At 68.8% G+C, this 26361-nt stretch carries 25 protein-coding genes and 3 pseudogenes; 18 read left to right on the top strand and 10 right to left on the bottom strand.

Annotated features, from left to right (window positions below; all coding sequences use genetic code 11):
- Positions 1–16 precede the first annotated feature (16 nt).
- Positions 17–424 (bottom strand): annotated as a pseudogene (locus JGR78_RS06550) (FAD-dependent oxidoreductase); the annotation flags it as partial.
- 26 nt (positions 425–450) lie between these two features.
- Here JGR78_RS06550 and JGR78_RS18590 point away from each other — a divergent pair.
- Positions 451–621: pseudogene (locus JGR78_RS18590) on the top strand (hypothetical protein); the annotation flags it as partial.
- Between the two features lie 14 nt (positions 622–635).
- On the opposite strand, the gene JGR78_RS06540 reads toward JGR78_RS18590, so the two are convergent.
- The gene (locus tag JGR78_RS06540) at positions 636–929 is read right to left on the bottom strand and encodes a hypothetical protein (protein ID WP_182791346.1); all 294 of its coding nucleotides are present in this window, start codon (positions 927–929) and stop codon (positions 636–638) included.
- A 36-nt stretch (positions 930–965) separates the two neighbouring features.
- Here JGR78_RS06540 and JGR78_RS06535 point away from each other — a divergent pair, with 36 nt between their 5' ends.
- Positions 966–1469 carry a LysR substrate-binding domain-containing protein gene (locus JGR78_RS06535; RefSeq protein WP_234450892.1) on the top strand — a complete coding sequence of 168 codons (504 nt, stop codon included), beginning with the start codon at positions 966–968 and terminating at the stop codon, positions 1467–1469.
- Here the strand turns inward: JGR78_RS06535 and JGR78_RS06530 are convergent.
- Complete coding sequence (locus tag JGR78_RS06530; RefSeq protein ID WP_234450891.1) at positions 1462–1896, bottom strand: RidA family protein; 435 nt, start codon at positions 1894–1896, stop codon at positions 1462–1464. The two genes, JGR78_RS06535 and JGR78_RS06530, sit on opposite strands and share 8 nt — an antisense overlap.
- Positions 1893–3101 carry a pyridoxal phosphate-dependent aminotransferase gene (locus JGR78_RS06525; protein ID WP_182791224.1) on the bottom strand — a complete coding sequence of 403 codons (1209 nt, stop codon included), beginning with the start codon at positions 3099–3101 and terminating at the stop codon, positions 1893–1895. Before JGR78_RS06525 ends, JGR78_RS06530 begins: the two co-directional genes overlap by 4 nt.
- Before the next feature lie 96 nt (positions 3102–3197).
- Here JGR78_RS06525 and JGR78_RS18085 point away from each other — a divergent pair, with 96 nt between their 5' ends.
- Positions 3198–3497 carry a LysR family transcriptional regulator gene (locus JGR78_RS18085; protein ID WP_234450890.1) on the top strand — a complete coding sequence of 100 codons (300 nt, stop codon included), beginning with the start codon at positions 3198–3200 and terminating at the stop codon, positions 3495–3497.
- 23 nt (positions 3498–3520) lie between these two features.
- A pseudogene (locus JGR78_RS18080) lies at positions 3521–3874 on the top strand (LysR substrate-binding domain-containing protein); the annotation flags it as partial.
- Between the two features lie 498 nt (positions 3875–4372).
- On the opposite strand, the gene JGR78_RS06515 reads toward JGR78_RS18080, so the two are convergent.
- The 4 genes from JGR78_RS06515 to JGR78_RS06500 all read right to left on the bottom strand — a co-directional run bounded on the left by JGR78_RS06515 (position 4373) and on the right by JGR78_RS06500 (position 8986).
- Positions 4373–5872: a catalase gene (locus JGR78_RS06515; RefSeq protein ID WP_182791225.1), complete on the bottom strand. Its 1500-nt coding sequence runs from the start codon at positions 5870–5872 to the stop codon at positions 4373–4375.
- Between the two features lie 824 nt (positions 5873–6696).
- Complete coding sequence (gene phbB, locus JGR78_RS06510; protein ID WP_182791327.1) at positions 6697–7422, bottom strand: acetoacetyl-CoA reductase; 726 nt, start codon at positions 7420–7422, stop codon at positions 6697–6699.
- Positions 7423–7520: 98 nt separating this feature from the next.
- Positions 7521–8351, bottom strand: coding sequence for an EAL domain-containing protein (locus JGR78_RS06505; protein WP_182791226.1), 831 nt, complete (start codon positions 8349–8351; stop codon positions 7521–7523).
- A gap of 89 nt (positions 8352–8440) precedes the next feature.
- On the bottom strand, positions 8441–8986 hold the full coding sequence (locus tag JGR78_RS06500) for a TlpA disulfide reductase family protein (RefSeq protein WP_182803624.1): 546 nt from the start codon (positions 8984–8986) through the stop codon (positions 8441–8443).
- 19 nt (positions 8987–9005) lie between these two features.
- Between JGR78_RS06500 and argH the strand changes: the two genes are divergently transcribed.
- The 5 genes from argH (at position 9006) to JGR78_RS06475 (ending at position 14813) form a co-directional block, all read left to right on the top strand.
- Positions 9006–10415 carry an argininosuccinate lyase gene (gene argH / locus JGR78_RS06495; RefSeq protein WP_182803622.1) on the top strand — a complete coding sequence of 470 codons (1410 nt, stop codon included), beginning with the start codon at positions 9006–9008 and terminating at the stop codon, positions 10413–10415.
- Positions 10409–10552: a hypothetical protein gene (locus tag JGR78_RS06490; protein ID WP_182791229.1), complete on the top strand. Its 144-nt coding sequence runs from the start codon at positions 10409–10411 to the stop codon at positions 10550–10552. Before argH ends, JGR78_RS06490 begins: the two co-directional genes overlap by 7 nt.
- Before the next feature lie 119 nt (positions 10553–10671).
- Positions 10672–10860, top strand: a complete 189-nt coding sequence (locus JGR78_RS06485) for a hypothetical protein (protein ID WP_182791230.1) — start codon at positions 10672–10674, stop codon at positions 10858–10860.
- A 129-nt stretch (positions 10861–10989) separates the two neighbouring features.
- Entirely contained in the window at positions 10990–12255 is a 1266-nt protein-coding gene (gene lysA, locus JGR78_RS06480) for a diaminopimelate decarboxylase (RefSeq protein WP_182803726.1), read from the top strand.
- A complete protein-coding gene (locus JGR78_RS06475; protein ID WP_234450889.1) occupies positions 12252–14813 on the top strand; it encodes a DUF4175 domain-containing protein in 2562 nt (853 codons plus the stop codon). Before lysA ends, JGR78_RS06475 begins: the two co-directional genes overlap by 4 nt.
- A gap of 471 nt (positions 14814–15284) precedes the next feature.
- Here JGR78_RS06475 and JGR78_RS06470 read toward each other — a convergent pair whose 3' ends face one another.
- Entirely contained in the window at positions 15285–16271 is a 987-nt protein-coding gene (locus JGR78_RS06470; RefSeq protein WP_182803620.1) for a zinc-ribbon domain-containing protein, read from the bottom strand.
- Positions 16272–16377: 106 nt separating this feature from the next.
- Between JGR78_RS06470 and JGR78_RS06465 the strand changes: the two genes are divergently transcribed.
- From JGR78_RS06465 to JGR78_RS06440, 6 genes are all read left to right on the top strand, one after another.
- On the top strand, positions 16378–17052 hold the full coding sequence (locus JGR78_RS06465; RefSeq protein WP_182803618.1) for a cell division ATP-binding protein FtsE: 675 nt from the start codon (positions 16378–16380) through the stop codon (positions 17050–17052).
- Positions 17053–17123: 71 nt separating this feature from the next.
- Positions 17124–18026, top strand: coding sequence for an ABC transporter permease (locus JGR78_RS06460; protein WP_182791330.1), 903 nt, complete (start codon positions 17124–17126; stop codon positions 18024–18026).
- A 155-nt stretch (positions 18027–18181) separates the two neighbouring features.
- Positions 18182–18994 (top strand): 1-acyl-sn-glycerol-3-phosphate acyltransferase, encoded by an 813-nt coding sequence (locus JGR78_RS06455; RefSeq protein ID WP_234450888.1) that lies wholly within the window; start codon positions 18182–18184, stop codon positions 18992–18994.
- Positions 18995–19024: 30 nt separating this feature from the next.
- The gene (locus JGR78_RS06450) at positions 19025–19963 is read left to right on the top strand and encodes an ABC transporter ATP-binding protein (protein ID WP_182803616.1); all 939 of its coding nucleotides are present in this window, start codon (positions 19025–19027) and stop codon (positions 19961–19963) included.
- Entirely contained in the window at positions 19960–20721 is a 762-nt protein-coding gene (locus tag JGR78_RS06445) for an ABC transporter permease (protein WP_182803614.1), read from the top strand. Before JGR78_RS06450 ends, JGR78_RS06445 begins: the two co-directional genes overlap by 4 nt.
- Before the next feature lie 69 nt (positions 20722–20790).
- Entirely contained in the window at positions 20791–21900 is a 1110-nt protein-coding gene (locus JGR78_RS06440) for a Hint domain-containing protein (RefSeq protein ID WP_234450887.1), read from the top strand.
- A gap of 3 nt (positions 21901–21903) precedes the next feature.
- On the opposite strand, the gene JGR78_RS06435 is transcribed toward JGR78_RS06440, so the two are convergent.
- A complete protein-coding gene (locus JGR78_RS06435) occupies positions 21904–22404 on the bottom strand; it encodes a hypothetical protein (protein ID WP_182791235.1) in 501 nt (166 codons plus the stop codon).
- A 251-nt stretch (positions 22405–22655) separates the two neighbouring features.
- On the opposite strand from JGR78_RS06435, the gene rimO reads away from it, so the two are divergent.
- The 3 genes from rimO (at position 22656) to JGR78_RS06420 (ending at position 26343) form a co-directional block, all read left to right on the top strand.
- Positions 22656–24056: a 30S ribosomal protein S12 methylthiotransferase RimO gene (gene rimO, locus JGR78_RS06430; RefSeq protein WP_182803612.1), complete on the top strand. Its 1401-nt coding sequence runs from the start codon at positions 22656–22658 to the stop codon at positions 24054–24056.
- Positions 24057–24213: 157 nt separating this feature from the next.
- Positions 24214–25083 carry a sulfotransferase gene (locus JGR78_RS06425; protein ID WP_234450886.1) on the top strand — a complete coding sequence of 290 codons (870 nt, stop codon included), beginning with the start codon at positions 24214–24216 and terminating at the stop codon, positions 25081–25083.
- 63 nt (positions 25084–25146) lie between these two features.
- A complete protein-coding gene (locus tag JGR78_RS06420) occupies positions 25147–26343 on the top strand; it encodes a homoserine O-acetyltransferase (RefSeq protein WP_182803610.1) in 1197 nt (398 codons plus the stop codon).
- The last annotated feature ends 18 nt before the right edge of the window (positions 26344–26361 follow it).

The following is a 26361-nucleotide window of genomic DNA, read 5'->3' as shown; positions in this document are numbered from 1 at the left end:
TGCGGATTCCGGCGTGCCTGGCCATCTCGGCCGGCAGGTGAAAGCTGCGCATCGTCGCCTTGGAATGGGCCAGCGTCAGTTGTCCGCGCTGCGAGAACATGACGTTGAAGCCGAGGTCCAAGGACATGGTCTCGTGAAGCGCGAGGGCCTCCTTGCAGAAGCGGATCAAGGGCTGCGTCAGGTGGTTCGACCGGATCGTCGTGGTGTTCCGTGCCGTGTTGCCGCCGGCGAGATAAACCTTTTCCAGCACCGCGACCGACCGGATGCCGTGATGGTTCGACAGGTAACAGGCCGCGGCCAGCCTGTGCCCGCCGCCGCCGATGATGACCACGTCATAGGACGGTTTCAGCTCCGGCGTCGGCGGCAGGGCGCGAAAGGGTCTGTGCGTCGAGGACAGGCCATATCCGAGCAGTGCAAACGGCATCGGGCGCTTCTTCCCGTTGCGGGCCGATGGCGGCGGGGGCAGGCGCGTCTCAAGCAACGGATACTGCCCGCAGACCCCGTTTCCGTTATGGCTGCCCAATTGCAGCAGAGAGGCCCAAACGCGAACTGCCCCATCTGGTCCAGCTTCAGGCCTTCGCGGCGGCGGCCCGGCATCTCAGCTTCACCCGCGCCGCGGACGAGCTGAACTGCACTCAGGCCGCCATCAGCCAGCGGGTGCGCAGGCTGGAACTGAGTTCCGCCGGAAAGGCGTTCCTGCCGGGGATCATGCAGGCGCTGGACATCGCCGAGGCGGCGACGCGCGGCCTGACCGGACGCAGTCTGCACCAGGCGTTGACGGTTTCCGGGCCGATCTCGTTCCTGAACCTGTGGCTCGGCCCACGCCTGCCCGGCTTCCTTGCGCAGCATCGCGGGATTGCCCTGCAGTTGAACAGTTCGATCTGGACCGATCCGAACAGCGAGCTTGCCGACCTGAGCTTCGGCATCATGGACCCGGCCTGTCTGCCGTCCGGGACAGTGGTTCTGTGCGGAATTCGCTGGTGCCGGTCGGCGGGCCGCAGCAGGCGGGCAGGGCGGACGTGGATGAGCTGCCGCAGATCGAGGTGCAAGGGCGGCATTCGCTGTGGGACCTGTGGTGTCAGGGCATGCGCCGCGAGCGCCGCCCCCGGCTGCCGCCCATCCGCGTGGACAACGCGCTGTCGGCGGTCGAACTCGCCGCCGCGGGGGCGGGCGTGACGGTGATCTGCCCCAGCTATGCGGAACGGCCGGTGGCCGAGGGGCGACTGGCCGCGCTGCTGGGCGGGGGCGTCCCGGCCCCGCTTGTCCTCGGGATGAGCCGGAACCTGCACCGAAGGGAAACCGCCGCGGTCCGCGATTTCATGGCCTGGGTGTCAGTGTGCTTTCCGGTTGTCGAGGGTCAGGCCGCGCACGCCCGGAAGGGCGGGCGACTGGCCGGAAAGAACCCGCACGATGCGCTTCCTGGTCAGGTGGTCGTGATTCACGGCCAGCCGGTCCGGCCGCCTACCTGACGGCCGCCATCAACTGGATCTCGACCGGGGCGCCGCCTGGCAGCGAGGCGACGCCCACCGCCGCGCGGCTGCAGATGCCCGCGTCGCCAAGCTCTTGCCGCAGGAAGGCCGAGGCCGCGTCGGCCAGCCGGGAATGGGCGGTGAAGCCGGGTTCCGCGGCGATATAGACCGTCATCGACAGGATGGCATCCAGTTCCTCGCCCGGCTGCAGCAGGCTTCGCGCCGCGCGCAGGGCGTTGCTGCAGGCCAGGACCACGGCTTCGTGATTCTGCTCGACAGCCGCGTCGCTGCGGACCGGCCCCGGATAGGCCAGCCTGCCGTCGATGCGCGGGGTCATCCCCGCAGTCACGATCAGCTTGCCGCTGCGCCGGGCGGGGACATAGTCGCCCTGCGGGACCGGGGCGCCGTGGGCGGGCGCGGCGATCACGCGCGATACCGGTCCACGAGCGCGGCGATGCGTTTGACCGCGGAGACGGCCGCCGCGTGGTCCTGCGAGAAGTTCAGCCGGACCGAGCCGGGCGTTTGGGGGCTGAACTCGGTGCCGGGCGTGACGATCACATTGCCATGCAGCCGCAGCGCCTTGACGAACTCGGCAGGCCGGATGGACAGCGCGGGCAGGCCGGGGAACAGGTAGCTGCCCGCCTGCGGCACCCGCACCGAACAGCCGGGGATGTCCCGGAACAGCGCCACCAGGTCGTCGCGGATCGCCTGATGCCGGCGGATGCGGTCGGCCATCCAGCCCTCGGGCTCGTTGAACCAGGTCCGCAGCACGGCCTGGGCGTAGCCCGCCGCCCGCAACGAGACGATCGCCTGCAGCTTTTCCATCCGCGCGATGATCTCGGCCGGGCCGAAGGCCACGCCCAGCCGGTAGCCGCTGAGCGATTCCGTCTTGGACGGCCCCATGATGGTCACGACGTTTTCCGCCGCCCGGTTCGCCCGCAGATGGGTATAACTTGCGCCTTGGTAAAGCAGCCGCGAATAAAGCTGGTCCACGATCACGGTCGCGCCGTAGCGGGCGGCAAGAGCGGCGATGCAGTCGATTTCCTCGGCCGAATAGACGACGCCCGCCGGGTTGTTCGGGTTCGAGAACAGGAACAGCTTTGCCCCGTCCCTGAAGGCCGCTTCCAGTTCGTCGAGGTTCAGCCCGGCCTCGTGTTCGGCCGCGCCCGAACAGGCGATCCGGACGGGCACCATCTCGCCCTCGAAGAACTCGACCAGCTTGCGGTTGGCGAAATAGTCGGGCTGCACGATGGCGACCTTGTCGCCCCGCGCCACGGTCGAGGCCACCGCCAGGAACAGCGCCCCTTGGGTGCCGGGGGTGATGATCAGCCCGTCCGCCGCATCGACCGGGGCGCCGGTGAAATCCGCCAGCCTGGCGGCCAGCGTCTCGCGGATGTCCGACCGGCCGCGATATTCGGTATAGGCCTGCGCCCCGCCTTCCTCGACGCCTGCCGCAAAGGCCTGAAAGGCGCCGGGGGTGGGGGCGTGGGCATCGACATCGCCATGCGAGAAATCGACAACGGGGCCGTCCAGCGGCTCGCCCCGCAGGAAGTCCGCCCCGCGGGACTGGCGCACCTCCTGGCCGGGGGCGTTGTCGGTCGCGAGTCTGAGGAACTTGTCCTGGATGGTCATCTGCGGTCTCCGGAAGCCTGTGTCGGAGAGGACATATAGCGGCCGGGCAGAGACAAGGGAAACCTGCTTTCCTGCCTTCAGATGACAGGAAAACTCATGGGTACAAGGTTTCCTGAAACCTTCATTACCGTTGCCGACTGCGGTTCGATCGCCGAGGCGGCACCGCGCCTGAACCGCATCCCCGCCGCCCCAGCCCGGCGCCTGCTGGCGTTGGAGCAGGACCTCGGCCATCCCCTTGTCATGCGCTCGGGCCGGACCATCCAGCCCACGGCCAAGGGGCTGGCGATCCTGGGTCACGCCCGCGTGCTGGTGGAAGGGACGCGCGACCTGCGCGCGCTTGCCGCGCAGGACGTGCCCACCGGGCAATTGCGGCTGGGGGGACCGCGACTGCGCTGACGGGATTGCTGCCCTCGATCCTCATGGACCCCGGCGCGGGCTATCCCGCCCTTGGGTATTTCGTGCAGCCGGCCTCCTCGGCCGACCTTTATCATCGCGTGCTGGAGGGCGAGCTGGACGCCGCGATCATCGTGCGCCCGCAATTCGCCCTGCCCAAGACGGTCGGCTGGCTGACGGTGCGGAACGAGCTGCTGGCCTTCATCACCCCGCAGGACGCCGCCGGGGAGGACCCGCATCTGGCGATCGCACAGTCGCGCTTCATCCGCTGCGACCGCAACCAGTGGGGCGGGCAGCTTGTGGACAGGTATCTGCGCGGTCCCGACCTGACGGTTCGGGAATGGCCTGAACTCGACGCGCTGGATGCCATCGCCGCTTCGGTGGGCAAGGAATCGGGGGTTGCCATCGTGCCTGACTGGGCACCCCCCTTGGCCCGAGGGGCTGCGAATACGCAAAAGGCTGCTTCCGGGCGGCTACATATGTCGCACCGGCGTCATCTGGCATCTTTCAGGGGCGCGTCAGGCCGCGATCCGCGCCTTTGTCCGCGCCTGCAGCGGGATGGGGCGCATCGCATCTGCAGGCAGGATCCAGGCAGCCGATGCAACCTGTCGCGGGATCTGTGCCCGCAGGACAAGCGGAGGGTTCGCGGCGGTCGGCCTGTCCGTTGCGGGTTCCGGTCTTGCTGCTGCCGATCATCCTTGCGGCGCCCTGGCATTGCTTCTGGCACGGCTACCCATTCTGGCGGATGCCGCAGATGGTCCCGTCAAGCCGGTGCCGGATATGCGGGGAGTGACGGCAAGGAGCGCCCGATCGGGCCGCAGACGAAAGGGGCGCGGAGTCTTCTCCGCGCCCCTTGTGTTGTCCGGGTGCCGGGAAGCTCAGGCCTCGCCCATGCCCTCGGCGGGCTGGGGCGCGGCGCCCGAGCGGGCCTTTTCCTCGATCCGGCGGCCGATCTCGGCGTCGACGGATTTCCAGTAGTCGAAGGCGCGGCTCAGCACCGGCTCGCGGACGCCGCCCGCCAAGCTGCCGGCGACGGTGTTCACCAGCGCCTCGCGCTCGGCGTCGTTGAAGACCTCGCGCACCATGATGCCTGGCTGGGTAAAGTCGTCGTCGTCGGGGCGCAGGGTATAGGCGCTGCGGACCATGTCGCCGTCGGCCTGCCAGCCGTTGTCCACCGCGCCGGTCTCGTCCGACCACGGGCGGCCTTCGCTGTTGGGCGCATAGGTCGCCGCCGAACCCGAATGCAGATAGGGCATCGGCCCGTCGAACTGGTAGGTGTTCACCGGCACCTTCGGCTGGTTCACCGGAAGCTGGTGGAAGTTCGCGCCGATCCGGTTCCGCTGCGCGTCGTTATAGGCGAAGGCGCGGCCCTGCAGCATCTTGTCGGGCGAAAGCCCGATGCCCGGCACGGTGTTGCCCGGCGAAAATGCCGCCTGCTCGATCTGGGCATGGAAGTTTTCCGGGTTCCGGTTCAGCGTCATGACGCCGACCGGGACCAGCGGGTAATCCCCGTGCGGCCAGACCTTGGTCAGGTCGAAGGGGTTGATGCGGTAGGTCCTGGCTTCCTCGTAGGGCATGATCTGCACCGACAGATCCCACTGCGGGAACTCGCCGTCCTGAATCGCGTCGAACAGGTCGCGGCGGTGGAAGTCGGCGTCATGGCCCGACATCTGCGAGGCTTCCTCGTCGGTGAAGAACTTCATCCCCTGGCGGGTGTGGAAGTGGTATTTCACCCAGAAGCGGTCGCCTGCCTCGTTCACCCACATGTAGGTGTGCGAGCCGTAGCCGTTCATGTTGCGCCAGCTGCGCGGCAGGCCCCGAGGACCCATCAGGTAGGTCACCTGATGCGCGCTTTCCGGGTTCAGCGTCCAGAAGTCCCACTGCATGTGGTTGTCGCGCAGCCCGCTGGCCGCCAGCCGGCGCTGGCTGCGGATGAAATGCGGGAACTTCATCGGGTCGCGGACGAAGAAGACGGGCGTGTTGTTGCCCACGAGGTCATAGTTCCCCTCGGAGGTGTAGAACTTGAGGCTGAAGCCCCGCACGTCGCGCCAGGTGTCGGGGCTGCCCTGCTCGCCGGCAACGGTGGAAAAACGGGCCAGCATCTCGGTCTGCGCGCCCTTCTGGAACAGCGCGGCCTTGGTGTATTTCGATACGTCCTCGGTCGTCTCGAAGGTGCCGAAGGCGCCCGAGCCCTTGGCGTGGGGCAGGCGCTCGATGGTCTTCTCGCGGTTGAAATGCGCCATCTGTTCCAGGAAATGCACGTCATGCAGGACCAGGGGGCCGTCCGCGCCGACCGTCAGGCTGTGGCGGTCGCTGACGGCGGGCGCGCCTGTGGACATGGTCGAGGGAAACTTGCCGCGCTGGGTGTCATCGGACATCTCGTCTTCTTCCTTCTTTCGTTTGGCACTTCGGCTCTGCCACAGCAGATAGTTGAAAACCTGCGCAATTGCGAGGTTGCAGGCCCGGAAAGCGGCCATGCACGGCACGGTCAACTGGCCGTGGCCACAGGATCCAGCGGCCGGCAACCGCGGGCCGCGAAGACCGCTTCGTTTCGATACACGGCAATGTTTACGATTTCCGTCGGAGGAGCAAGCCGGGCAGGTCCGGAAAGACCCGGCAGGGCCGCCGCGTCATCCCGCCCGGACCTGCCGCAGCCTTGATGGACGACTGACGCATCCTGCTGATGTCCTTTGGGGGCAGATGCAGGGAGACAACGGACGCCCGGCGCGACTGACAGTTTCGGTTGCAGGATGACAAAGCTGCTTGCACTACGGTCGGGCAGGACAAGAGGCGCGCCGTTTCCGCCCGGCACTGCCGGGAAGGGATCGGTTGCGGAGGTCAGATATTCCAGACCATGGGGAACGAGGATCGTCGCTACGGGTTGCCCGCGCCAGACAGGCGACAGTCCATCCTGCATGGCGAGAGGCTGGTGCGGCAGCGGGAGCCCTGCTGCGGAGTCAGGGTCCGGGCGACACCCGTCCAGCGGGACATGGTGGCAGGGGCGGAGCATTCGACTGGGCAACCATCTGGTCGGCCCGTGGAACCGCCTGCCCTTCCTGCGGGCGAGGGGGCAGTCGAGGGCCTCCTTGCTGCTCGGTCTGGGTCCGGGCGATGCCAGCCTGCCGGGGCACCGGTCGCAGTATTCAGGCCGCCAGCCGCTTGGTCGGCTGGCGGAATTGTCTGCTCTTCCTGCGGGCAGGGATCAGGCGAAGAACTGCGCCCCGTTGGCGCTGATCGTCGAGCCCGAGATGAAGCCAGCATCGTCAGATGCAAGGAAGACAACGCAGCGGGCGATTTCCTCGGGCTCGCCCAGGCGGCCGACGGGGATCTGGGGGATGATGCGCTCGTTCAGCACCTTTTCATCGATGGCCCGCACCATCTCGGTCCCGATATAGCCAGGCGCCACGACGTTGACGGTGATGCCGGCACGGGCGCCTTCCTGCGCTAAGGCTCGGGTGAAGCCGATGTCGCCCGCCTTCGCGGCTGAATAGTTCGCCTGTCCGGCCTGGCCCTTCTGGCCGTTCACCGAGCTGATGTTGACGATGCGGCCGAACTTGCGGTCGCGCATCCCGTTCCAGACCCCGTGGGTCATGTTGAACACGCCGGTCAGGTTGGTGTCGATGACCTCTTTCCACTGCTGGGGGGTCATCTTGTGGAACATCGAGTCGCGAGTGATGCCGGCATTGTTCACCAGAACGTCCACCGGGCCGATCTCGGATTCGACCTGCCGGATGCCCTCGGCGCAGGCGTCATAGTCGGCGACCGACCACTTGAACGTCCTGATGCCGGTTTCGTCGGTAAAGGCCTTTGCAGCCTCGTCGTTGCCGGCATAATTGGCCGCAACCTCGTAGCCCGCCTCCTTGAGCGCCTTCGAGATCGCCGCGCCGATCCCGCGCGAACCCCCTGTAACCAAAGCGACCTTCGCCATCATCCCCTCCAACACTTGGCAAGTAATCCTCTTGCGTCCAAGGGTTATGAGAGGAAAGAATGTTACGCAAGGCCTTGGTCGAACTTTTGCCGGAAGCCTCAGCGCTGTGCCGCCGCATTCGGCGCGCGCCAGGGCGGAGAGATCGTCGGCGCGCCGAAATAGAAGCCCTGCAGGCAGTCGATTCCCAGCCCGATCAGGAAGGCGGCGTCATCGGCAGTTTCCACCTGCTCGGCCACGGTGAACATGTCGAAATGCGCGGCGATCGACATCAGTGCGCGGGTCAGCACCTGGTTGTCGGGATGCTCGGCGATCTCGCGGATGAACTGGCCGTCGATCTTGATGAGGTCGAAGGAGAAATCCCGCAGGTAGCGGAACGAAGTATAGCCCGCGCCGAAGTCGTCCAGCGCGAAGCAGACCCCGGCCTGCTGCAGTTCGCGCATGAACTGGCGGACCTGATCGGGCAGGCCCATGGCCGAGCTTTCGGTGATTTCCAGGATCAGCCGCTCGGCCACCGTTGAATTCTGCGCGATCCCTTGGCGCAGAACCCGCAGCCAGTCGGGGTAGCCGATGGACCGCGCCGACATGTTGATGGACAGCCGCAGCCCCGGTTCCTCGGACAATGAGCGCAGGCCCAGTGCCAACGAAAGGCAGTCTATCTGCCGCCCGAGTTCGCCCAGTTCCGCCAGCGGCATGAAGTCGCGCAGGGGCACGATCCGGCCGGTTTCGTCGATGATGCGGATCAGCCCCTCGTGGAAGGCGGGCTGGTCGGTGCGGCTGGCCTGCACGATGGGCTGGAAGGCCAGCACCGCATCGCCGCGTTCGACGGCGCGGCGCACCGTCGCCATGGTCAGCCGCGACTGGTGATCGACCGCGAAATCCAGCGGAGAGGCATGGCCTGCGGGCTTCCGGTCGTCAGTCTCGAATCGCATCGCTGTCCCCTTGTCCTCGAAGCGACTGTGACAAGGATGAGCAAACAAATCGTAAATGCCAGACAGGATCTGGCAAGAAGATTAACAGGTTACTCTGCCAGCATCTGGTCCACCAGCGCCAGCGCGGCGGGCGAGGACCAGTCGGCGTCCCCGCTCATCCTTGCGACCTCGCGGCCCTCGGCGTCGATCAGCACCGTGACCGGCATCGCCATCACCCCGAAGGCGCGGGCGAGCCGCATCTGGGGATCGGTCAGCGTCGGCAGGTCCGTCACGCCCGATTCCTCGAAGAAACGGTGGATCGCGGCGGCGGTGTTGCGGCCCGAGGCGACGGTGAGGACCTCGAAATCCTCGCCGCCTCTGGCCTTCTGCAGCGCGTCCAGCGCGGGCATCTCCTCGCGGCAGGGCGCGCACCATGTGGCCCAGAAGTTCAGCAGCACGACCTTGCCCTGCCAGTCGGCAAGCCGGTGGCTGCCGCCGTCGAGATCGGTGAACTCGACATCCGGCACGGGCGCGACCTCGGATTCGACCAGCTTGGGAAGGCCCGCGTCGCGCGCGGCCTGCCAGTCCACCGGCCCCGCCACCCCTGCGTTTGCAGCAAGGGCAAGGGACGTATAAAGGGCGAGGACACGCAGCATATCACCTCCAGGACCGACCATGACCGACACGCCCGAGACACCCACGGCCAACACCATGTGGGGCGGGCGCTTTGCCGCAGGTCCCGACGCGATCATGGAGGCGATCAACGCCTCGATCGGTTTCGACCGGCGGCTCTACGCCCAGGATATCCGGGGCAGCCGGGCCCATGCGGCGATGCTTGCCGCACAAGGCATCATCAGCCCTAGCGATGCCGACGCCATCCGGGAAGGGCTGCTCACCGTCTTGTCAGAGATCGAGGGCGGGCAGTTCCGGTTCCAGACGGCACTGGAAGACATCCACATGAACGTCGAGGCCCGGCTGAAGGAACTGATCGGCGAACCCGCGGGTCGCCTGCACACGGCGCGGTCGCGCAACGACCAGGTGGCGACGGACTTCCGCCTGTGGGTGCGCGACCAATGCGACGCGGCGGTGGAGGGCCTGCGGGCGCTCATCCGGGTGCTGGTGGACCAGGCGGAGGCCGGGGCGGATTGGGTGATGCCGGGCTTCACCCATCTGCAGGTGGCGCAGCCGGTGACATGGGGGCATCACATGATGGCCTATGTGGAAATGCTGGGCCGCGACATCGGGCGCTTTGCCGACGCCCGCGCCCGGATGAACGAATCGCCGCTGGGGTCCGCCGCGCTGGCGGGCACGGGGTTCCCCATCGACCGGCACGCGACGGCCGAGGCGCTGGGCTTCGACCGGCCCACGGCGAACAGCCTCGACGCCGTCAGCGACCGCGATTTCGCCTTGGAGTTCCTGAGCGCCGCCGCGATCTGCGCCACCCACCTCAGCCGGCTGGCCGAGGAGCTGGTGATCTGGTCCTCGGCCCAGTTCCGCTTTGTCGCCATGTCCGACCGCTGGTCCACCGGCTCCAGCATCATGCCGCAGAAGCGCAACCCCGATGCCGCCGAACTGATCCGCGCCAAGATCGGCCGCATCCTGGGGGCGGCGGTCGCGCTGTTCACGGTGATGAAGGGGCTGCCGCTCGCCTATTCCAAGGACATGCAGGAGGACAAGGAACAGGTCTTCGACGCCGCCGACACGCTGATGCTGGCCCTGGCCGCGATGACCGGCATGATGTCCGACCTGACCGTGAACCGCGACCGGCTGGAGACGGCGGCCTCAAGCGGCTTTTCCACCGCCACCGACCTCGCCGACTGGCTGGTGCGGGAAGCCGGCTTGCCCTTCCGCGACGCCCACCACGCGACCGGCGCTCTGGTCGCAACGGCCGAGGCGCGGGGCGTCGATCTGCCCGAACTGACGCTGGAGGAGATGCAGGCCGTCAACCCGGCGATCACATCTGCTGTGTTCGGTGTTTTGGGCGTTCACAACTCGGTTGCCTCGCGGCAATCCTACGGGGGAACCGCGCCCGATCAGGTGCGCGCCCAGGTTGCGCGCTGGCGCAAGGTGATGGAGGAATGGTGAAGGGACTCGCATTCGCCGCCGCGCTGGTCCTGTCGGGCTGCGGCGTGGACGGCCCGCCCGAGGCGCCGCGCGCCGGTCCCGCCCCGGGCGTGAGCATTTCGGGCGATGCCACCATGGGCGTCATCTTCACGCCCTGACCATCCGGCCGGGCAGGGGGTCGCCCTTGCCCGGCCTGCCATCCGCGACACGCCGGAACGGCGGCGCGGCTTTCCCCAAGCGGGCGCAAGACCCGCGCAACGAGCAGACGAGGCAAGACATGATCGCACGACTGACGATGATCGCCCTGGCGATGGCGGCCCTTTCGGCTTGCGCCGGCTCGGGCGGGTCCGGCGGGGACGACGGCGAGGTGATGATCCAGCAGGGCACCTACACCTACAACCCGAACCAGCGCCATGCTCCGGTGTCGCTGTCGGGCGCCGACCTGATCGGGCTGGAACCGACCTGACCGCAGCCCATGGCCGCGCACGATTGCGTGCGGCTGAACCGGCCGGCGGCCCGCACCATCGCGCGGCCTTTGCAAAGGCGTCCATGCTGGCGCAATATCGTGACCTCGGGGATCACGACATGGAACGGCATGGACCACTTCAACACCAAGGACGGCGCGCTGCACGCCGAGGACGTGTCGCTGGCCGAGATCGCGCGCGCAGTCGGCACCCCGGTCTATGTCTATTCCACCGCCACCCTGACGCGGCATTTCAACCTGTTCCGGCAGGCGCTGGACTGGACCGAGCATCTGGTCTGCTTCGCGGTCAAGGCGAACTCGAATATCGCGGTGCTGAAGCTGCTGAGCGACCTCGGGGCCGGGATGGATGTCGTGTCGGGCGGTGAATACGCCCGCGCCCGCGCCGCCGGCGTGCCGGGCGAGCGGATCGTCTTTTCCGGCGTCGGCAAGACGCGCGAGGAGATGGCGCAGGCCATCCGCGGCGGCATCCGCCAGTTCAACGTGGAAAGCGAGCCGGAGCTTGAGGCTCTGTCAGAGGTCGCGCAATCGCTGGGCGCGACGGTGCCGATCGCGGTGCGGGTGAACCCGGACGTGGATGCGAAGACCCACGCCAAGATCGCCACCGGCAAGTCGGAAAACAAGTTCGGCATCCCCATTTCGCGGGCGCGCGAGGTTTATGCGCTGGCGGCCTCGCTGCCGGGGCTGCAGGTCGTCGGCATCGACATGCATATCGGCAGCCAGTTGACCGACCTCGACCCCTACCGGCAGGCCTATGCCAAGATGGCGGAACTCTGCCGCGCGCTGCGGGCGGACGGGCACCAGATCACGCGGCTGGACCTCGGCGGGGGCTTGGGCATCCCCTATCGCCGCGACAATGCCGCGCCGCCCTTGCCGCTGGAATACGGGCAGGTGGTGCGGGAAACCGTGGGCGACCTTGGCTGCGAGATCGAGATCGAGCCGGGCCGCAACATCGCCGGCAACGCGGGGGTGCTGCTCTCCTCGGTGATCTGGCTGAAGCGGGGCGAGGGGCGGGACTTCCTGATCGTGGACGCCGCCATGAACGACCTGATCCGGCCCGCGATGTATGACGCGCATCACGACATCGTGCCGGTGCGGGAATACGCGCCCGGCACCGACCTTGCGCCCGTGGACGTGGTCGGCCCGGTCTGCGAGACGGGCGACACCTTCGCCCGCGGCGTGGAACTGCCGCCGCTGGACGAAGGGGATCTGGTCGCCTTCCGCTCGGCCGGGGCCTACGGCGCGGTGATGGCCTCGGAATACAATTCGCGGCCGCTGGTGCCCGAGGTGCTGGTCTCGGGCGACCGCTTCGCCATCATCCGCCCCCGTCCCACGATCGAGGAGATGCTGGCCCGCGACCGCATCCCGGACTGGCTGTGAAGGGCCGCCCCCTCCATATCGACGCGCTGCCCCCCGCCGCCCGGCGGGCCGTGGCGCTGACATGGGCGGGGATGTGGTGGGAACGGCTGGCCCGCGCTTTCTGGGTGCCGGTGACGCTGGCGATGCTGGCCGTGGCCGCGCTGGCGCTGGGGCTGGTGGCGGCGCTGCCGCCTGCCGCGCTGGGCTGGGTATCGGTCCTGTGGGCGCTGGCCTTCCTTGCCGCGCTGCTGGCCGGGTGGATGCGCTTCCGCCGGCCCGTGCGGGCCGAGGCGCTGGCGCGGGTGGACATGCGGATCGCGGGGCGGCCGCTGTCAGTGCTGGGCGACCGCATGGCGCTGGGCGGGCCGGGGGCCGAGGCGCTGTGGCGCGCCCATCTGGACGCCGCCCGCAAGGCCGCCGCCCAAGCCCGCCGTGCCACGCCCGACGCGGGGCTGCCAAGGCGCGATCCCTTCGCGCTGCGGCTGGTCGGGCTGACCGCGCTGGCGATGGCGCTGCTGTTCGGGGGCGCGGGTCCGGTCGGGCAGGGCCTCGGCGCGCTGGCGGCAAGCTGGGCGCCCAGCCCCCGCGGGCCTGACGAGCCGGTGGCGACCGGCCCTGCATGGGAAGGCTGGGCGGAACCTCCGCGCCACACCCGCCGCCCGACGATCTACCTCAACGCGCTCAAGGGCGACGCGCTGACGGTGCCCGAGGGGACGGTGCTGAGCTTCCGCCTTTACGGGCAGGGGCTTGGCGTCGAGCAGGACGTGGGCGCTGCCGTCGAAAGCCCGCCCGACGCGCCGCGCTTCACCGCGCAGGAGAACGGCATCGTCAGCGTGGCCGGGCGCAGTTTCACGCTCACCGTGGACCCCGACGACGCGCCATCTGTCCAGCTTGCGGCGCTGGCGGAACGGCGGGCCGATGGCCGGATGGCGCAGGGCTTTGCGGCCGGGGACGACCACGGCATCGCCTCGGGGCTGGCGACGATGGACCTGGACCTGCCCGCCGTGGACCGCCGCTTCGGCTTGGTTCCCGACCCCGAGCCGCGCGAGGCGCTGGTGCTGGATTTGCCGCTGCCCGCTGCAGGCCAGCGCCGGCAGGTCGAGGGCACGATCACCGCCGACCTCGCCCGCCACCCCTGGGCGAACCTGCCGGTGCTGGTCCGGCTGCAGGTTCAGGACGGCATCGGCCAGTCCGCCGAGACCGCCCCCACCGCGATGATCCTGCCGGGGCGGCGCTTCTTCGATCCGCTCGCCGCCGGGCTGGTGGAAATGCGCCGCGACCTGCTGTGGTCGCGCGAGAACGCCGCCCGGTCCGCCCGGCTGCTGCGGGCGATGGTCTGGCGGCCCGGCCGCAACATCCCCCCGGAAGCCGCAGCCGCCATCGTTGCCGCCGTGCAGACGCTGGAGGCAGGCCCGCTGTCCCCCGAAGCCCGCGACAAGCTCGCCGATGCGCTGTGGGACGCGGCGATGCAGATCGAGGACGGCGGCCTTGGCGATGCGCTGGACCGGATGCGGCAAGCGCAGGAACGGCTGTCCGAGGCGATCCGCAACGGCGCCAGCCCCGACGAGATCCAGAAGCTGATGGACGAGCTGAAGGCCGCGACCGATGACTACACCCGGATGCTGGCCGAGCGGGGCGAGGACCCGGCCGCGCGCTTCGACCGCTCGGAACAACAGGGGCAGGCGGTCACAGGCGACCAGATCCAGCAGATGATGGACGAGATCCAGCGCCTGATGAACGAGGGCCGCATGGCCGAGGCGCAGGAGTTGCTGGAGCAGTTCAACCGCATGATGGAGAACATGCAGGTCCGTGAAGGCCAGGGGGGCGGAGAGGGCAGCCCCGGCGGCCGCTCGATGGAGCAGTTGGGCGACACGCTGCGCGAACAGCAACGGCTGGCCGACGAGGCCATGCGCGAGGCGCAGCGCGATCCCTTCGGCCAGAACCCCTTCGGCCAGCAGCCGGGCGAAGGCGAGCAGCAGGGCCAAGGCCAACAAGGCCAGCAGGGCGGCGGCCAGGGCGGCGAAGGCCAGGACGGGCAGGGTTCGCTCGCCGACCGCCAGCGCGGGCTGCGCGAGGACCTCGGGCGCCAGCAGGGGCTTCTGCCCGGCCAGGGCACGCCCGAGGGCGATGCCGCCCGCCAGCGGCTGGACGAAGCGGGCCGGGCCATGGAAAACGCCGAGCGCGCCCTGCGCGGGGGCGACCCGGCCGGCGCGATGGAAGGGCAGGCCGATGCCATCGAGGCAATGCGCGAAGGCATGCGGGCGCTGAGCGATCTTGCCCGTTCGCAACAGGGCGAGCAGGGGCAGGCGCAGGACGGCGAAGGCAACCAGCCCGGCCAGCAGGGCCAGTCGCGGGCAGATGGCGGCGAAGGGTTCAGTGATCGCGCGACACTTGACCCGCTGGGCCGCCAGACCCGCGGCCAGGGCAGCAACGTGACCACCGGCGAGCCTCTGGCCGAGGGCGAGCGGCAGGCCAACCGCGCCCGGGAACTGCAGGACGAGATCCGCCGCCGCAGCGGCGACGCCGACCGGCCGCGGGTGGAGCGTGACTATCTGGGGCGGCTGCTGGACAGGTTCTGACCGGACGATCGAGGGGGCGGAGCGATACTTGAGCCACGGGCCGCAAGGCGGCCCCCGGCATCCGCCATAACGGGACGAGGCCACAGGTGTCCGGGTCCGAACACAAGTCTGGATCGTGCTGCGACTGAGTGCCACAGGAGTATCAGGGCGACCCTTGGGCCGCAGCCGGAAGATTGCTCCAGCACCTGCTGTCGCCGGAATGATGTCACCAGGCGTCCGGGTCCGGAGCACATGAGTGGCTCATGTTCTGACCGAATGCCAGGCGAAGCGAGGGGTGGGGGGCGAGGGATTGGTGGCCAGCCGGAAGGCTGCTCGGGCATCGGCCGTTGGTGCGACAACGCAGGGGCCGAGGTCTTCCCGTGCCGTCAGGCCGCCTCTCCCGCCAGGCCGGACGCCCTGCGTTGAAGTCCGGTCCAGCCGTCCCGTCTTTCTCCGCTTGGATGTATCCTGAAGTCCCTGTTTGCAGAGGTTCTACTCGCCCCGCAGAAGATCCCGCAGGCTGCCTGCGGCGGCTCCGCCTTGCTCGGCCAGCCAGTCGCGGCCACGATCGACCTCGCTCCGCCAGCCATCAAGGGCCGCTCCGGGTGCCCCCTGATCCGCCACCCGCGGCGCAAGCGCGTAGAGTGCCAGCACCAGCAGCGCGATGATCGCGGCGGTGCTGAAGCCTGCCGCATAACCCCGACGGCGCGGAACGCCCCCTTTCCGCGCCGCTGGGACCGGCTGTGCCGCGCCGGAGGAAGGGGCGACCCGGTCCCGACCTTCGCGCAGGCTTTCGACCGTGGCCTCCGGGCGAAGCCGACGTGGCGCCTCGCCTAGGGGCGCGCGCAGGTCTTCCGCATCGGGACCCTTGCCCGGTCCGACCCCGCCGTGATCGGCGGCAGCGCCTTCCGGTGCGGCATCCGACCGGTCGCGGCCGGCCGGGGGCGCGCTTGCGGAAGACGCCCCGAGGTCGGAAACCGGATGAACGGCAGTCGTCCCCTTGCCCGCGTCGGCGCCAGGCTCAACCTCCTGCGCATGGGCGTCGGGCACATCGCCCGCCGGATCGGCCTTTGCTTCCGGCACACCGCCCGAGGACGCGGCAATGACGGTGCCGCGCGGTTCCTGCCGGCCCGTCCCCTGCGCATCGGTGCTGCCGTCCAGGGAAGACGGCGCAGGGTCCGGCCCCGGCCCGCCAAGTTCTGCCGCGATCGCCGCGGCGCGTTCGGCCGCGCGCTGGGTCCGGCGCTCGGAGGCACGGACCTCAAGCTCGCGCGCGGCTTCCTCGCGCAGGATGCCGATCACCGATTCGCTCAGGCGGCGGCTGAGTTGCGGCCGCGCCCCGGCGTCGAAATCCTCGGCATCGGGCATCGCCCGCCAGACGTGATCGCAGGCGGAACATTCCACGTCGCGCCCGGCCAGGGGGACCGCGCCCGCGTCGATTTCGTATTGCGCGTTGCAGCGCGGGCAGATCAGCCGCATCGCATGGCCCCCGTTTCGCCTGCGCCGCTGGTTTTCATCGGCGCGCGGACGTTCTATCAACGCCGCGTTCGGCCGCCAAGCGCGCCGCGGGCCAAGGAGGGCGGACGTGATCGAGATGCGGGATGTTGGCTTCGCCTACCCTCGGGGAGAGGCGCTGTTTCAGGGCATCACGCTCAGCCTGCCGCGCGGCTCGTTCCATTTCCTGATCGGCCCCTCCGGTTCCGGCAAGACCACCTTCCTGCGGCTCTGCATCGCCGACCTGCTGCCGACCTCGGGGACGCTGTCGCTGTTCGGCGAGGATGCGGCGGCGCTGGGCCGCGACGCCATTGCCAGGCTGCGCCGCCGGATCGGGTTGGTCCACCAGGATACGCAGTTCCTCGACCATCTGCCGGTGGCGGAAAATATCGCCTTGCCGATGACCATCGCGGGCGAGCCGGTGGACATGGCGGCGATCCGTGACCTCTTGGCCTGGGTGCAGATGACGCAGGCCGCCCGCGCCCTGCCGCCGTCGCTGTCGGGGGGCGAGCGGCAGCGGGCGGCGCTGGCCCGCGCGGTGATCCTCTCGCCGGACGTGATCCTTGCGGACGAGCCAACGGGCAACCTCGACTGGGACATGTCGCTGAGGCTGCTGCAATTGCTGATCGAGTTGAACAAGTCGGGCAAGACCGTGCTGATTGCCACCCATGATCTGAACCTCGTGCGCGCCGCCAGGCAGCAGGTGTCGGCCCGCGTGCTGCGGATCGGCGGCTGCCGCATCCAGGCGGCGGGGGCCGAGCTGTGAGCGGGCCGAATCGTTCCGACTGGCGGGCAAGGTTCCGCCGCGCGCGCCCGGTTCGCGCCGACCTGCAGGCGCTGGATTTCGGCACGCTCTGGCGGTCGCTGGCCGGGCGCGAGGCGGGGCTGGGGGACCGGATCGTGCCGCCTTCGGGCGTGACCGCGAAGCTGACGGCCTTCGGCGCGGGGGTGATGGCTTTCCTTGCGGTATTCGCGCTGGCGCTGTCGCTGGCCACGGGGCGGCTGGCCGACCGCTGGGCCGAGGGGCTGGCGCAGACGGTGACGATCCGCGTCTCGGCCCCGACGGACGAGATCGAGGCGCAGACGGCCACGGTCCGGCAGGTGCTGGAAACGACGCCCGGCATCGCCGAAAGCCACCTGCTGGACGCCGCCGAGGTCGAGGCGCTGCTGGAACCCTGGTTCGGTCCAGATGTCCCCGTCGATGCGCTGCCGGTGCCCCGGCTGGTGCAGGTCACGACCGCACGCGGCTTTGACGCCGAGGGGCTGCGGCTGCGGCTTGAGGCCGAGGCGCCGGGCGCGGTGCTGGACGACCACACCCGCTGGCGCCAGCCGCTGGTCTCGGCGGCCTCGCGGCTGCGGGTGCTTGGCTGGCTGTCGCTGGTCCTGATCGGGGCGGCGGGTGCGGCCATCGTCACGCTGGCGGCACAGGCGACGCTTGCCGCGAACGGGCAGGTGATCCGGGTCATGCGGCTGATCGGCGCCCGCGACCTGACCATCGCCCAGGCCTTCGTCCGCCGCCTGACCCGCCGCGCCGCGTTGGGGGCGGCGGGGGGGACAGCGCTGGGGATGCTCGCCATCTTCGCGCTGCCCGACATGCAGGCGGCGGGGGGCTTCCTGACTGGCCTCGGCTTTTCCGGCTGGGGCTGGCTCTGGCCGCTGCTGATCCCGCCGGTGGGTGCGCTGGTGGGCTTCGTCGCGACCCGCGCCGCCGCGCTGCGGATGCTGCGCGAGGTCCGCTGATGCCGCCGCGCCGTATCGAGCAACCCGGCTGGGCGCTGCTGCCCGCGCCTGCCGGCAGCACTTTCGGCGAGAGTCGTTCGGTTGAAAATATCCAGGACTCCCGGGCGCCGGGAGAACGGTCCGGTGGACCGTTCTTGGCGAGCGAGGCCCCGGAAGTGGCGAACAGGGCAGAGCGCCGGCCCGGCGCCGATCCGCGCTACGAACCCCGCCCCCTGCCGCTCCTCTGGCCGCTCAGAATGGTCGTGTTCTACGTCTGGATCGCCCTTGTCACCATCTTCATGGGCCTGTGGTGGTGGCCGAAGATCCGGCGCAACCCGCAGAACGCTCATGTCCTGCCCATCGCCTGGACCGGGCGCCTGCTGGCCGCGGCCCGCGCGATCCTCGGCGTCTCGGTCGAACTGCGGGGCACCCCCCCCGTGCATGACTGCATCATCGCGGCCAAGCACCAGAGCTTCCTCGACATCCTCGCCATCGCCCATGCGGTCCCGCAATGCGCCTTCATCATGAAGCGCGAGGTGCTGCGGGTGCCGATCATGGGCCATTACGCGCGGCTGGCGGGCTGCATCCCCATCGACCGCACCCGCGGCTCCGAGGCGATGCGCCAGATCATCGCCGGGATTCAGGCCTCACGCGCCTCGGCGGACGGCCTGGGCCAGCTCATCATCTACCCCGAGGGCACCCGCACACGGCCGGGCGAGCGGCGCAGCTACAAGCACGGCGTCGGCACTATCCACCAGGCGACCGGGCTGCCGGTCCACCCGGTGGCTGTCAACTGCGGTATGTTCTGGCCCAGGGACGGGCTGCGGATCAGGCCCGGACGTGCGGTGATCGAGTTCCTCGATCCCGTGACCGTCACCCTGCCCGCCGCAGAACTGGTGGCCCGGGTGGAGGAAAAGGTCGAGGCCGCCTCGGATCGGCTGATGGCGGATGCCGGGCTTGCGCTGGACAAGCAGGGCGGGGCTGCATAGCTCTCGATCCAGCCGCTGGAAGGAACGCCCATGCCCCCGATCATCGAGATCGACCACCTGTCAAAGCAATATGCGGGCGGGACGAAGGCGCTGGACGATGTCAGCCTGACCATCGAGCAGGGCGAGATCCTCGCACTGCTGGGTCCGAACGGAGCGGGCAAGACCACGCTGATCTCGATCATCTGCGGGCTGGTGGTCCCGACCGGCGGCACCGTCCGGGTGGGCGGCCATGACATCCGCACGGATTGGCGCGCCGCCCGCCGCCTGATCGGCCTTGTGCCGCAGGAAATCGCGCTGGAACCCTTCGAGACCGTCGCCAACGCGGTCCGCTTCACCCGCGGCCTTTACGGCGAGGGGCCTGACGAGGCCTATGTCGAGCAGGTGCTGCGCAGCCTTGCCCTGTGGGACAAGCGCGACGCGCCCACGCGGGCGCTGTCTGGCGGCATGAAGCGGCGGGTGCTGATCGCCAAGGCGCTGTCGCACCGGCCCAAGGTGCTGTTCCTCGACGAACCGACCGCCGGCGTGGACGTGCATCTGCGCCGCGAGATGTGGGCCGTCGTCAGCGAGTTGCGGGCCTCGGGCGTGACGATCATCCTGACCACCCATTACCTCGAGGAAGCCGAGGAGATGGCCGACCGCATCGGCGTCATCGACAAGGGCCGCCTGCTGCTGGTCCGCCCCAAGGCCGAACTGATGGGCGAGTTCGGGCGCAAGCACCTGACGGTGGAACTGGACCCCCCGTTGTCCGCGCTGCCCCAAGGCTGGGCCGAGGACGATATCACCCTTTCCGAGGACGGCCGCAGGCTCGGCTATGCCTATGATGCGCGGGCCGAGCGCACCGGCATCGGCCGCCTGCTGGCCGACCTGAACGCGCGCGGCCTCGGCATCCGCGACGTCGCCACCAAGCAGTCCTCGCTGGAGGAGGTGTTCATGTCGCTTCTGGAATCCGGCGCGGGAGAGCCGCGATGAACTGGGGGTCCGTCCGCGCGATCTACCGCCACGAGATGTCGCGCTTCTTCCGCACCATCTGGCAGTCGCTGGCATCCCCGGTGCTGTCCACGGTCTTGTATTTCGTGGTCTTCGGCGCGGCCATCGGCGGGCGCATCCAGTCGGTCGAGGGCGTGCCCTACGGCGCCTTCATCGTGCCGGGGCTGATGATGCTGACAGTGCTCCAGCAGTCGGTGTCCAACGCCAGCTTCGGCATCTTCTTTCCCAAGTTCTCGGGCACGATCTACGAATATCTCGTGGCCCCCACCGGCTGGGTCGAGGTCACGCTGGGCTTTGTCGGCGCCGCCGCCTCCAAGGCCATCCTGATCGCGCTGGTGATCCTGCTGACCAGCTTCTGGTTCGTCGGCGTCCATATCGTCCATCCCGTCTGGATGGTCGCCTTCCTTGTCCTGACCTCGACGGCCTTCGCGCTTCTGGGCTTCATCCTCGGCCTCTGGGCCAGGAACTTCGAGCAGTTGCAGATCGTGCCGATGATGATCATCACGCCGCTGGTCTTCCTGGGCGGGGCCTTCTACTCGGCATCCATGCTGCCGCCCTTCTGGGAACAGGTGGCCAAGCTGAACCCGGTCCTTTACCTCGTCTCGGGCTTCCGCTGGTCGTTCTTCGACCTTGCCGACGTGCCGGTGGGGGTCTCGCTGGTGGCGGTCGCGCTGATGATCGTCGTGCTGCTGGCCGCGATCCGCTGGATCTTCCTGACCGGCTGGCGCCTGCGCGAGTGATCTTTCCGCCGCGCTTAACCAAGCCTTAACCCTTGGCCATTAATCCTTTGTGAAAACAAGGGGGCAGCCATGGCGAAGCTTTATGACGCGAGCATCCTTACGGGGCCGGAAACGCTGGACGCGGCCGCCATCTTCCCGGAAGGGCGGACGGGCGAGGGCTATGCCTACAAGCCGACGCACCACATCTCGGCCAGCCTTGATCCGCTGGAGGTGGTTCAGGCGGCGCCGGGTTTCCTTTCGGTGGATGACATCATCATCCTGAATGATGTCCGCTACAGCATCTCTCTTATCCGCCGAGGCTTGATGTACACCGACTTCAGCGGGCCGGAGGGTGTCACCGGCGGCAATGTTGACGCGCTGGTCCTGTCTCTGACGGGGACTTCCGATGCGCCGAAGGCCCAGCTCTGGCTGCCCATTGACGGTGCCGCCGTCGATTGGAGCGGAGAACAGGGCAAGGCCATCCAGTTCATTTATATCGGATCGACCGAGGCCGTCCGGCAGGTTCCCTGGGGTGAAATCGACGGCGACGACGATTTCAGCGTTGACGTCACCTGCTTCGCCACCGGCACGCTGATCGAGACGGCCGAGGGGCCGCGCCCGGTCCACCGGCTGCGGGTGGGCGACCTGATCCGCACCCGCGACCATGGCCTGCAGCCCCTGCGCTGGCTGGGCGGCAGGCGGCTTTCGGCGGCAAGCCTCGTGGCAAACCCCGGGTTGAACCCGATCCGCATCGCCGCCGGTGCCTTGGGGCCGGGGATGCCGCTGCGCGACCTCATCGTTTCCCCGCAGCACCGGATCCTGGTCCGCTCGACCATCGCGGAACGCATGACCGGCTCGACCGAGGTGCTGATCGCCGCTGTCCACCTTGTCGGCCATCCGGGGATCGACTGCGTTCCGGCGCAGGACGGCATCGGCTACTGGCACCTGATGTTCGACCGCCACGAGATCGTCTTTGCCGAAGGGGCCGAGGCCGAATCGCTTTACCTGGGGCCGATGGCCGTGGCCTCGATGACCGATGCCGCGCTGCGGGAACTGCGGGCGCTGTTCCCCGACCTGGTCGCCCCGCGCCACGACGATCCGCCGCCCATGGCAAGGCCGGTGATGCGCGGCAAGCCCGTGGCAAGGCTGATCGAGCGGCAGGTCCGCAACTTCAAGCCGCTGGTCTCGGCGCCGGCCTGAGCCTTACCGGCAAAGCCGGGTCTGGGGGTCGAGCCGGACATATTCGCGGGCGCTGATGCTCTGGATCTTCAGCGAATGGCGCCATTCGCTGTCCCAGCGTTCAAGGATGCCATTGCGGTAGTGCATCGCCATCAACTGGTCCACGATGGGCGGGATGATCTGCGTCCCCGGCAGGCGCGGCGCGTGGAAGCCGACCGAGGCATCCGGCGCAAGGCAGGCATTCGGCAGCGTGATCAGCATCGTGCAGGCCGAGTTGCAGAGGCCGGTGATGCGGACCGGGCGGCCCGAGGCCTCAAGCTCGTTTCGCCGGGCGATCATCTGCAGGACATTGCCGCCCCGGTTGTTGTGGATGACGACGGGTTCCGTCGTGGCGGCGACCTGCAGCGGCTGGGACGCGGTCGCGACGGTGGCGACGGTGGCGGCGGGCGGTTGCGCGGCGCAGGCAGGCAGGGCGAACAGCGCGAGGACAGCGGCACGGCGGAAATGGCGAGGGATGATCTGCATGGCAGCATCATGCCCAGCGGCGGCGGAAATGAAAATCCACGGGATGTTGCTGGGGCCAGGCTCGTGGATCACGACCGCGCCAGCGGCGGGCGGGCCGCGTAGCCCCGCATCCTGCCCGCCGTCCGGCGCTGCCGCGACCTTGTGCCTCGCACATAGACGCCCCGCAGGCTGCCCGCCCCGCAGGCACCATCCGCGACAACGCCGCGTCGTGGCGCTTTGCGTTCGGCCTGTCCGTCGCTATATGGCGGCGCATGAGCCTGAACCCTCCCAGCCTTCGCCCGGACCTCGCCCCCGCCCTTCGCCTTGACGACGCGCCAGCCCGCGCGGCTGCGGGGCGCGCGGGGCAGCCCACTATCGGCATGGTCAGCCTCGGCTGCCCCAAGGCGCTGGTGGACAGCGAACGCATCCTGACCCGCCTGCGGGCCGAAGGGTATGCGATCAGCCCTGCCTATCAGGGCGCGGATGCCGTGATCGTGAACACCTGCGGCTTTCTGGACAGCGCCAAGGCGGAAAGCCTTGAAGCCATCGGCGAGGCGCTGTCGGAAAACGGCCGGGTTATCGTGACCGGCTGCCTCGGGGCGGAACCGGAATACATCACCGGCGTCCACCCCCGCGTTCTGGCGGTGACGGGACCGCATCAATACGAGCAGGTGCTGGACGCGGTCCATCTGGCCGTGCCGCCCGCGCCGGACCCGTTCATCGACCTGCTGCCGGCGTCCGAGGTGCGGCTGACGCCCCGCCACTATGCCTATCTGAAGATTTCCGAGGGCTGCAATCACGCCTGCAAGTTCTGCATCATTCCCGACATGCGCGGTAAACTGGTCAGCCGCCCGGCCCATGCCGTGATGCGCGAGGCGGAAAAGCTGGTCGCCAGCGGCGTGCGCGAGCTGCTGGTGATCTCGCAGGACACCTCGGCTTACGGTGTGGACCTGCGTCACGCCGAGGAGCGGGGCCACCGCGCCCATATCACCGACCTTGCCCGTGATCTGGGTTCTCTGGGCGCATGGGTGCGGCTGCATTACGTTTATCCCTATCCCCATGTCCGCAACCTGATCCCGCTGATGGCCGAGACGGCGGCCAGGGGCGCGGGGGTGCTGCCCTATCTGGACATCCCCTTCCAGCACGCACACCCGGACGTGCTGCGCCGCATGGCCCGGCCTGCCGCGTCAGCCAAGACGCTGGACGAGATCGCTGCCTGGCGCGCCGCCGCTCCGGGGATCACGCTGCGGTCCACCTTCATCGTCGGCTATCCGGGAGAGACCGAGGCCGAGTTCCAGCATCTGCTCGACTGGCTGGACGAGGCGCAACTGGATCGCGTCGGCTGCTTCCAGTATGAGAACGTGCGTGGCGCGCGGGCCAACGACCTGCCCGACCATGTGGCCCCCGAGGTCAAGCAGGACCGCTGGGACCGCTTCATGCAGAAGGCGCAGGCGATTTCCGCAGCGAAGCTGGCCGCCAGGGTCGGCACGCGCCAGCAGGTCATCGTGGACAGCGTGGACGAGGGCGGAGCCACCTGCCGCACCATGGCCGACGCGCCGGAAATCGACGGCAACCTGTTCATCGACGAGGGCTTCGAGGCGCTTTCACCCGGCGACACCCTGACGGTCACGGTGGACGAGGCCTCGGATTACGACCTCTGGGGCCGGCCATAGGGACGGACCCTCGGGCTATCGGTTTGACCGGCTGCGGGATATGGGCGAAAGACGGGTGAAACCGTCTGCGCCGGGGGTTTTGTCGCGGTGGCCGGATCGGGCGCGACCGCGCCGAAGGCCGGGGCCGGGCGGACCCTGAACGTGGTGAAGCTGCGCCGTGACTGTTCTGCCGAAATGGGACCCCGAGGGCGCCCCGAAAAAGCCGCAGATCGTCGGTATCGGGGCGCAGAAGGCCGGCACCACCTGGCTGGGGCAGATGATCGCCCAGCATCCGCAGGTCTGGCTGCCGCCCTTCAAGGAAGCGCAGTTCTTCAACCACCGCTTCGTGCCGGAACACCGGCAATGGCTGCCCTGGCATTTCAGGCGCGCCCGCCAGAACCAGGAAAAGCGCTATGCCGGCAAGGGGCAGGAGATGCCGCCCGAACTCGACGCCTGGCTCAAGCGGATCACCACGGGCGAGATGTTCACCAACCGCTGGTACAAGCAGGTCTTCGCCCCCGCGCCCGAGGGCACGATCCCCTGCGACATCACCCCCGAATATTCGACGCTGCCCGAGGAGGGGGTCGATTTCGTCGCCGATTTCCTGCCGAAGGGCCGCTTCATCTACATCATCCGCCACCCGGTCGATCGCGCGATCAGCCAGTTGAAGATGAACCTCACGCGCAAGAAGAAGCACCCCAAGGGCGTCGAGGCATGGCTGGCCGAGATCGACGACCCGGTGCTGTATGACCGCGGCGATTACGCGACCTATGTGCCGCGCTGGACCTCGCGGCTGCCGCAGGACCGGCTGCTGATCCTGCCCTTCGGCCAGATCGCCAGGGACCCCGAGGGCTTCATGCGGCGGATCGAGGGCTTCTGCGGCCTTGACCCCTTCGGCTATCGCGATCTCGGGGCCAAGGTCTTCGCCGCCAACGGCGAGCTTTCGGTCCCGGCCGAGGCCCGCGCGAAGATCCGCGAACGGCTTGAGCCGCAGTTCGCCTTTATCGAGAAAACCTTCGGCAAGGAGTTCTCGGCCCTGATCCGCTGAAGCGGTGGACAGGATTTCGGGCTTCGGCTCTACTCGCCGCAAGGACGAGGGAGAGGAGACCCCATGACACGACACTGCCTGGCCGCCCTGATGGGCGGGCTGCTGCTGGCCGCGCCCGCTTTCGCGCTGGACGAGATCGTAGAGAAGAAAAGCTTCACCCTGACGGATTTTCGGACGCTCGGCGGCGAGACGATCCCCGAGATGACGCTGGGCTATGAAACCTATGGCGCGCTGAACGAGGCGAAGGACAACGCGATCCTGATCACCCATTTCTTTTCCGGCAACTCTCACGCCGCTGGGAAATACGCGGAAGATGACGCGGCGCCCGGCTATTGGGACGCGATCATCGGGCCCGGAAAGCCCATCGACACGGACAGGTATTTCGTCGTCTCTGCCGATACGCCGGTGAACCTAGCCGCGAAAAGCCCCACCGTCATCACCACCGGCCCCGCGACCGTGAACCCGGCCACGGGCGAGTCATGGGGCATGGACTTCCCGATCCTGACCATCGGCGATTTCGTGGAAACCCAGCACGGGCTGATGCAGCAGTTGGGGATCGAGCGGTGGCATGCCGTCATGGGTCCATCCATGGGCGGGTTGCAGGCCTATGACTGGGCGGCGCGGCATCCCGACAAGCTGACGCGGGTGATCCCCGTGATCGCCTCGGGCTGGGCCGATGCGGACCTGATCGCATGGCTGGACATCTGGGGTGCGCCGGTGCGGTTGGATCCCAACTGGAACGGCGGCGACTATTACGAGGGCACGCCGCCCGACGCGGGGCTGGCGCAGGCGCTGAAGATCGTGACGCTGCACGCGAACTCGGCCGAATGGACCAACGGCACCTTTGGCCGCGACTGGGCCGAGGAAGGGGCCGATCCCGCCGCCGCGATGGAAAACGAGTTCGCCGTGGTCAAGACGCTGAACGACGGCGGCGCCGCGCGGGCCGCGAGTTCGGACGCGAACCACCTGCTTTATCTGATCCGCGCCAACCAGCTTTTCGTCGCCGGCGGGGCAGGGGGCGAAAGCGTCTATGACGGCCTCACGGCCATCGACGTGCCGGTGATGCTGATCCACACCGACGAGGATCTGGTCTTCCCGGGTAACGCCGTGCGAGAGACCGCCGCGATCATCAAGGCCGACGGCACCCCCGTCGAGATGGTCGAACTGGAAGGCACCCGCGGCCACCTGGACGGCGTGGTGAACATCGCCCAGGCCGGCGAGCAGATCCGCGCCTTCCTCGACCGCGACCTGACCCAGTGAGTCCAAGCGGCGCCCGCG

Origin of the sequence: Paracoccus sp. MC1862, from assembly GCF_016617715.1 — a bacterium.
In the GTDB taxonomy this organism is placed as follows: domain Bacteria; phylum Pseudomonadota; class Alphaproteobacteria; order Rhodobacterales; family Rhodobacteraceae; genus Paracoccus.
Note: the sequence above shows the minus strand (reverse complement) of the source record. Positions and strands in the feature narration are given on the sequence as shown.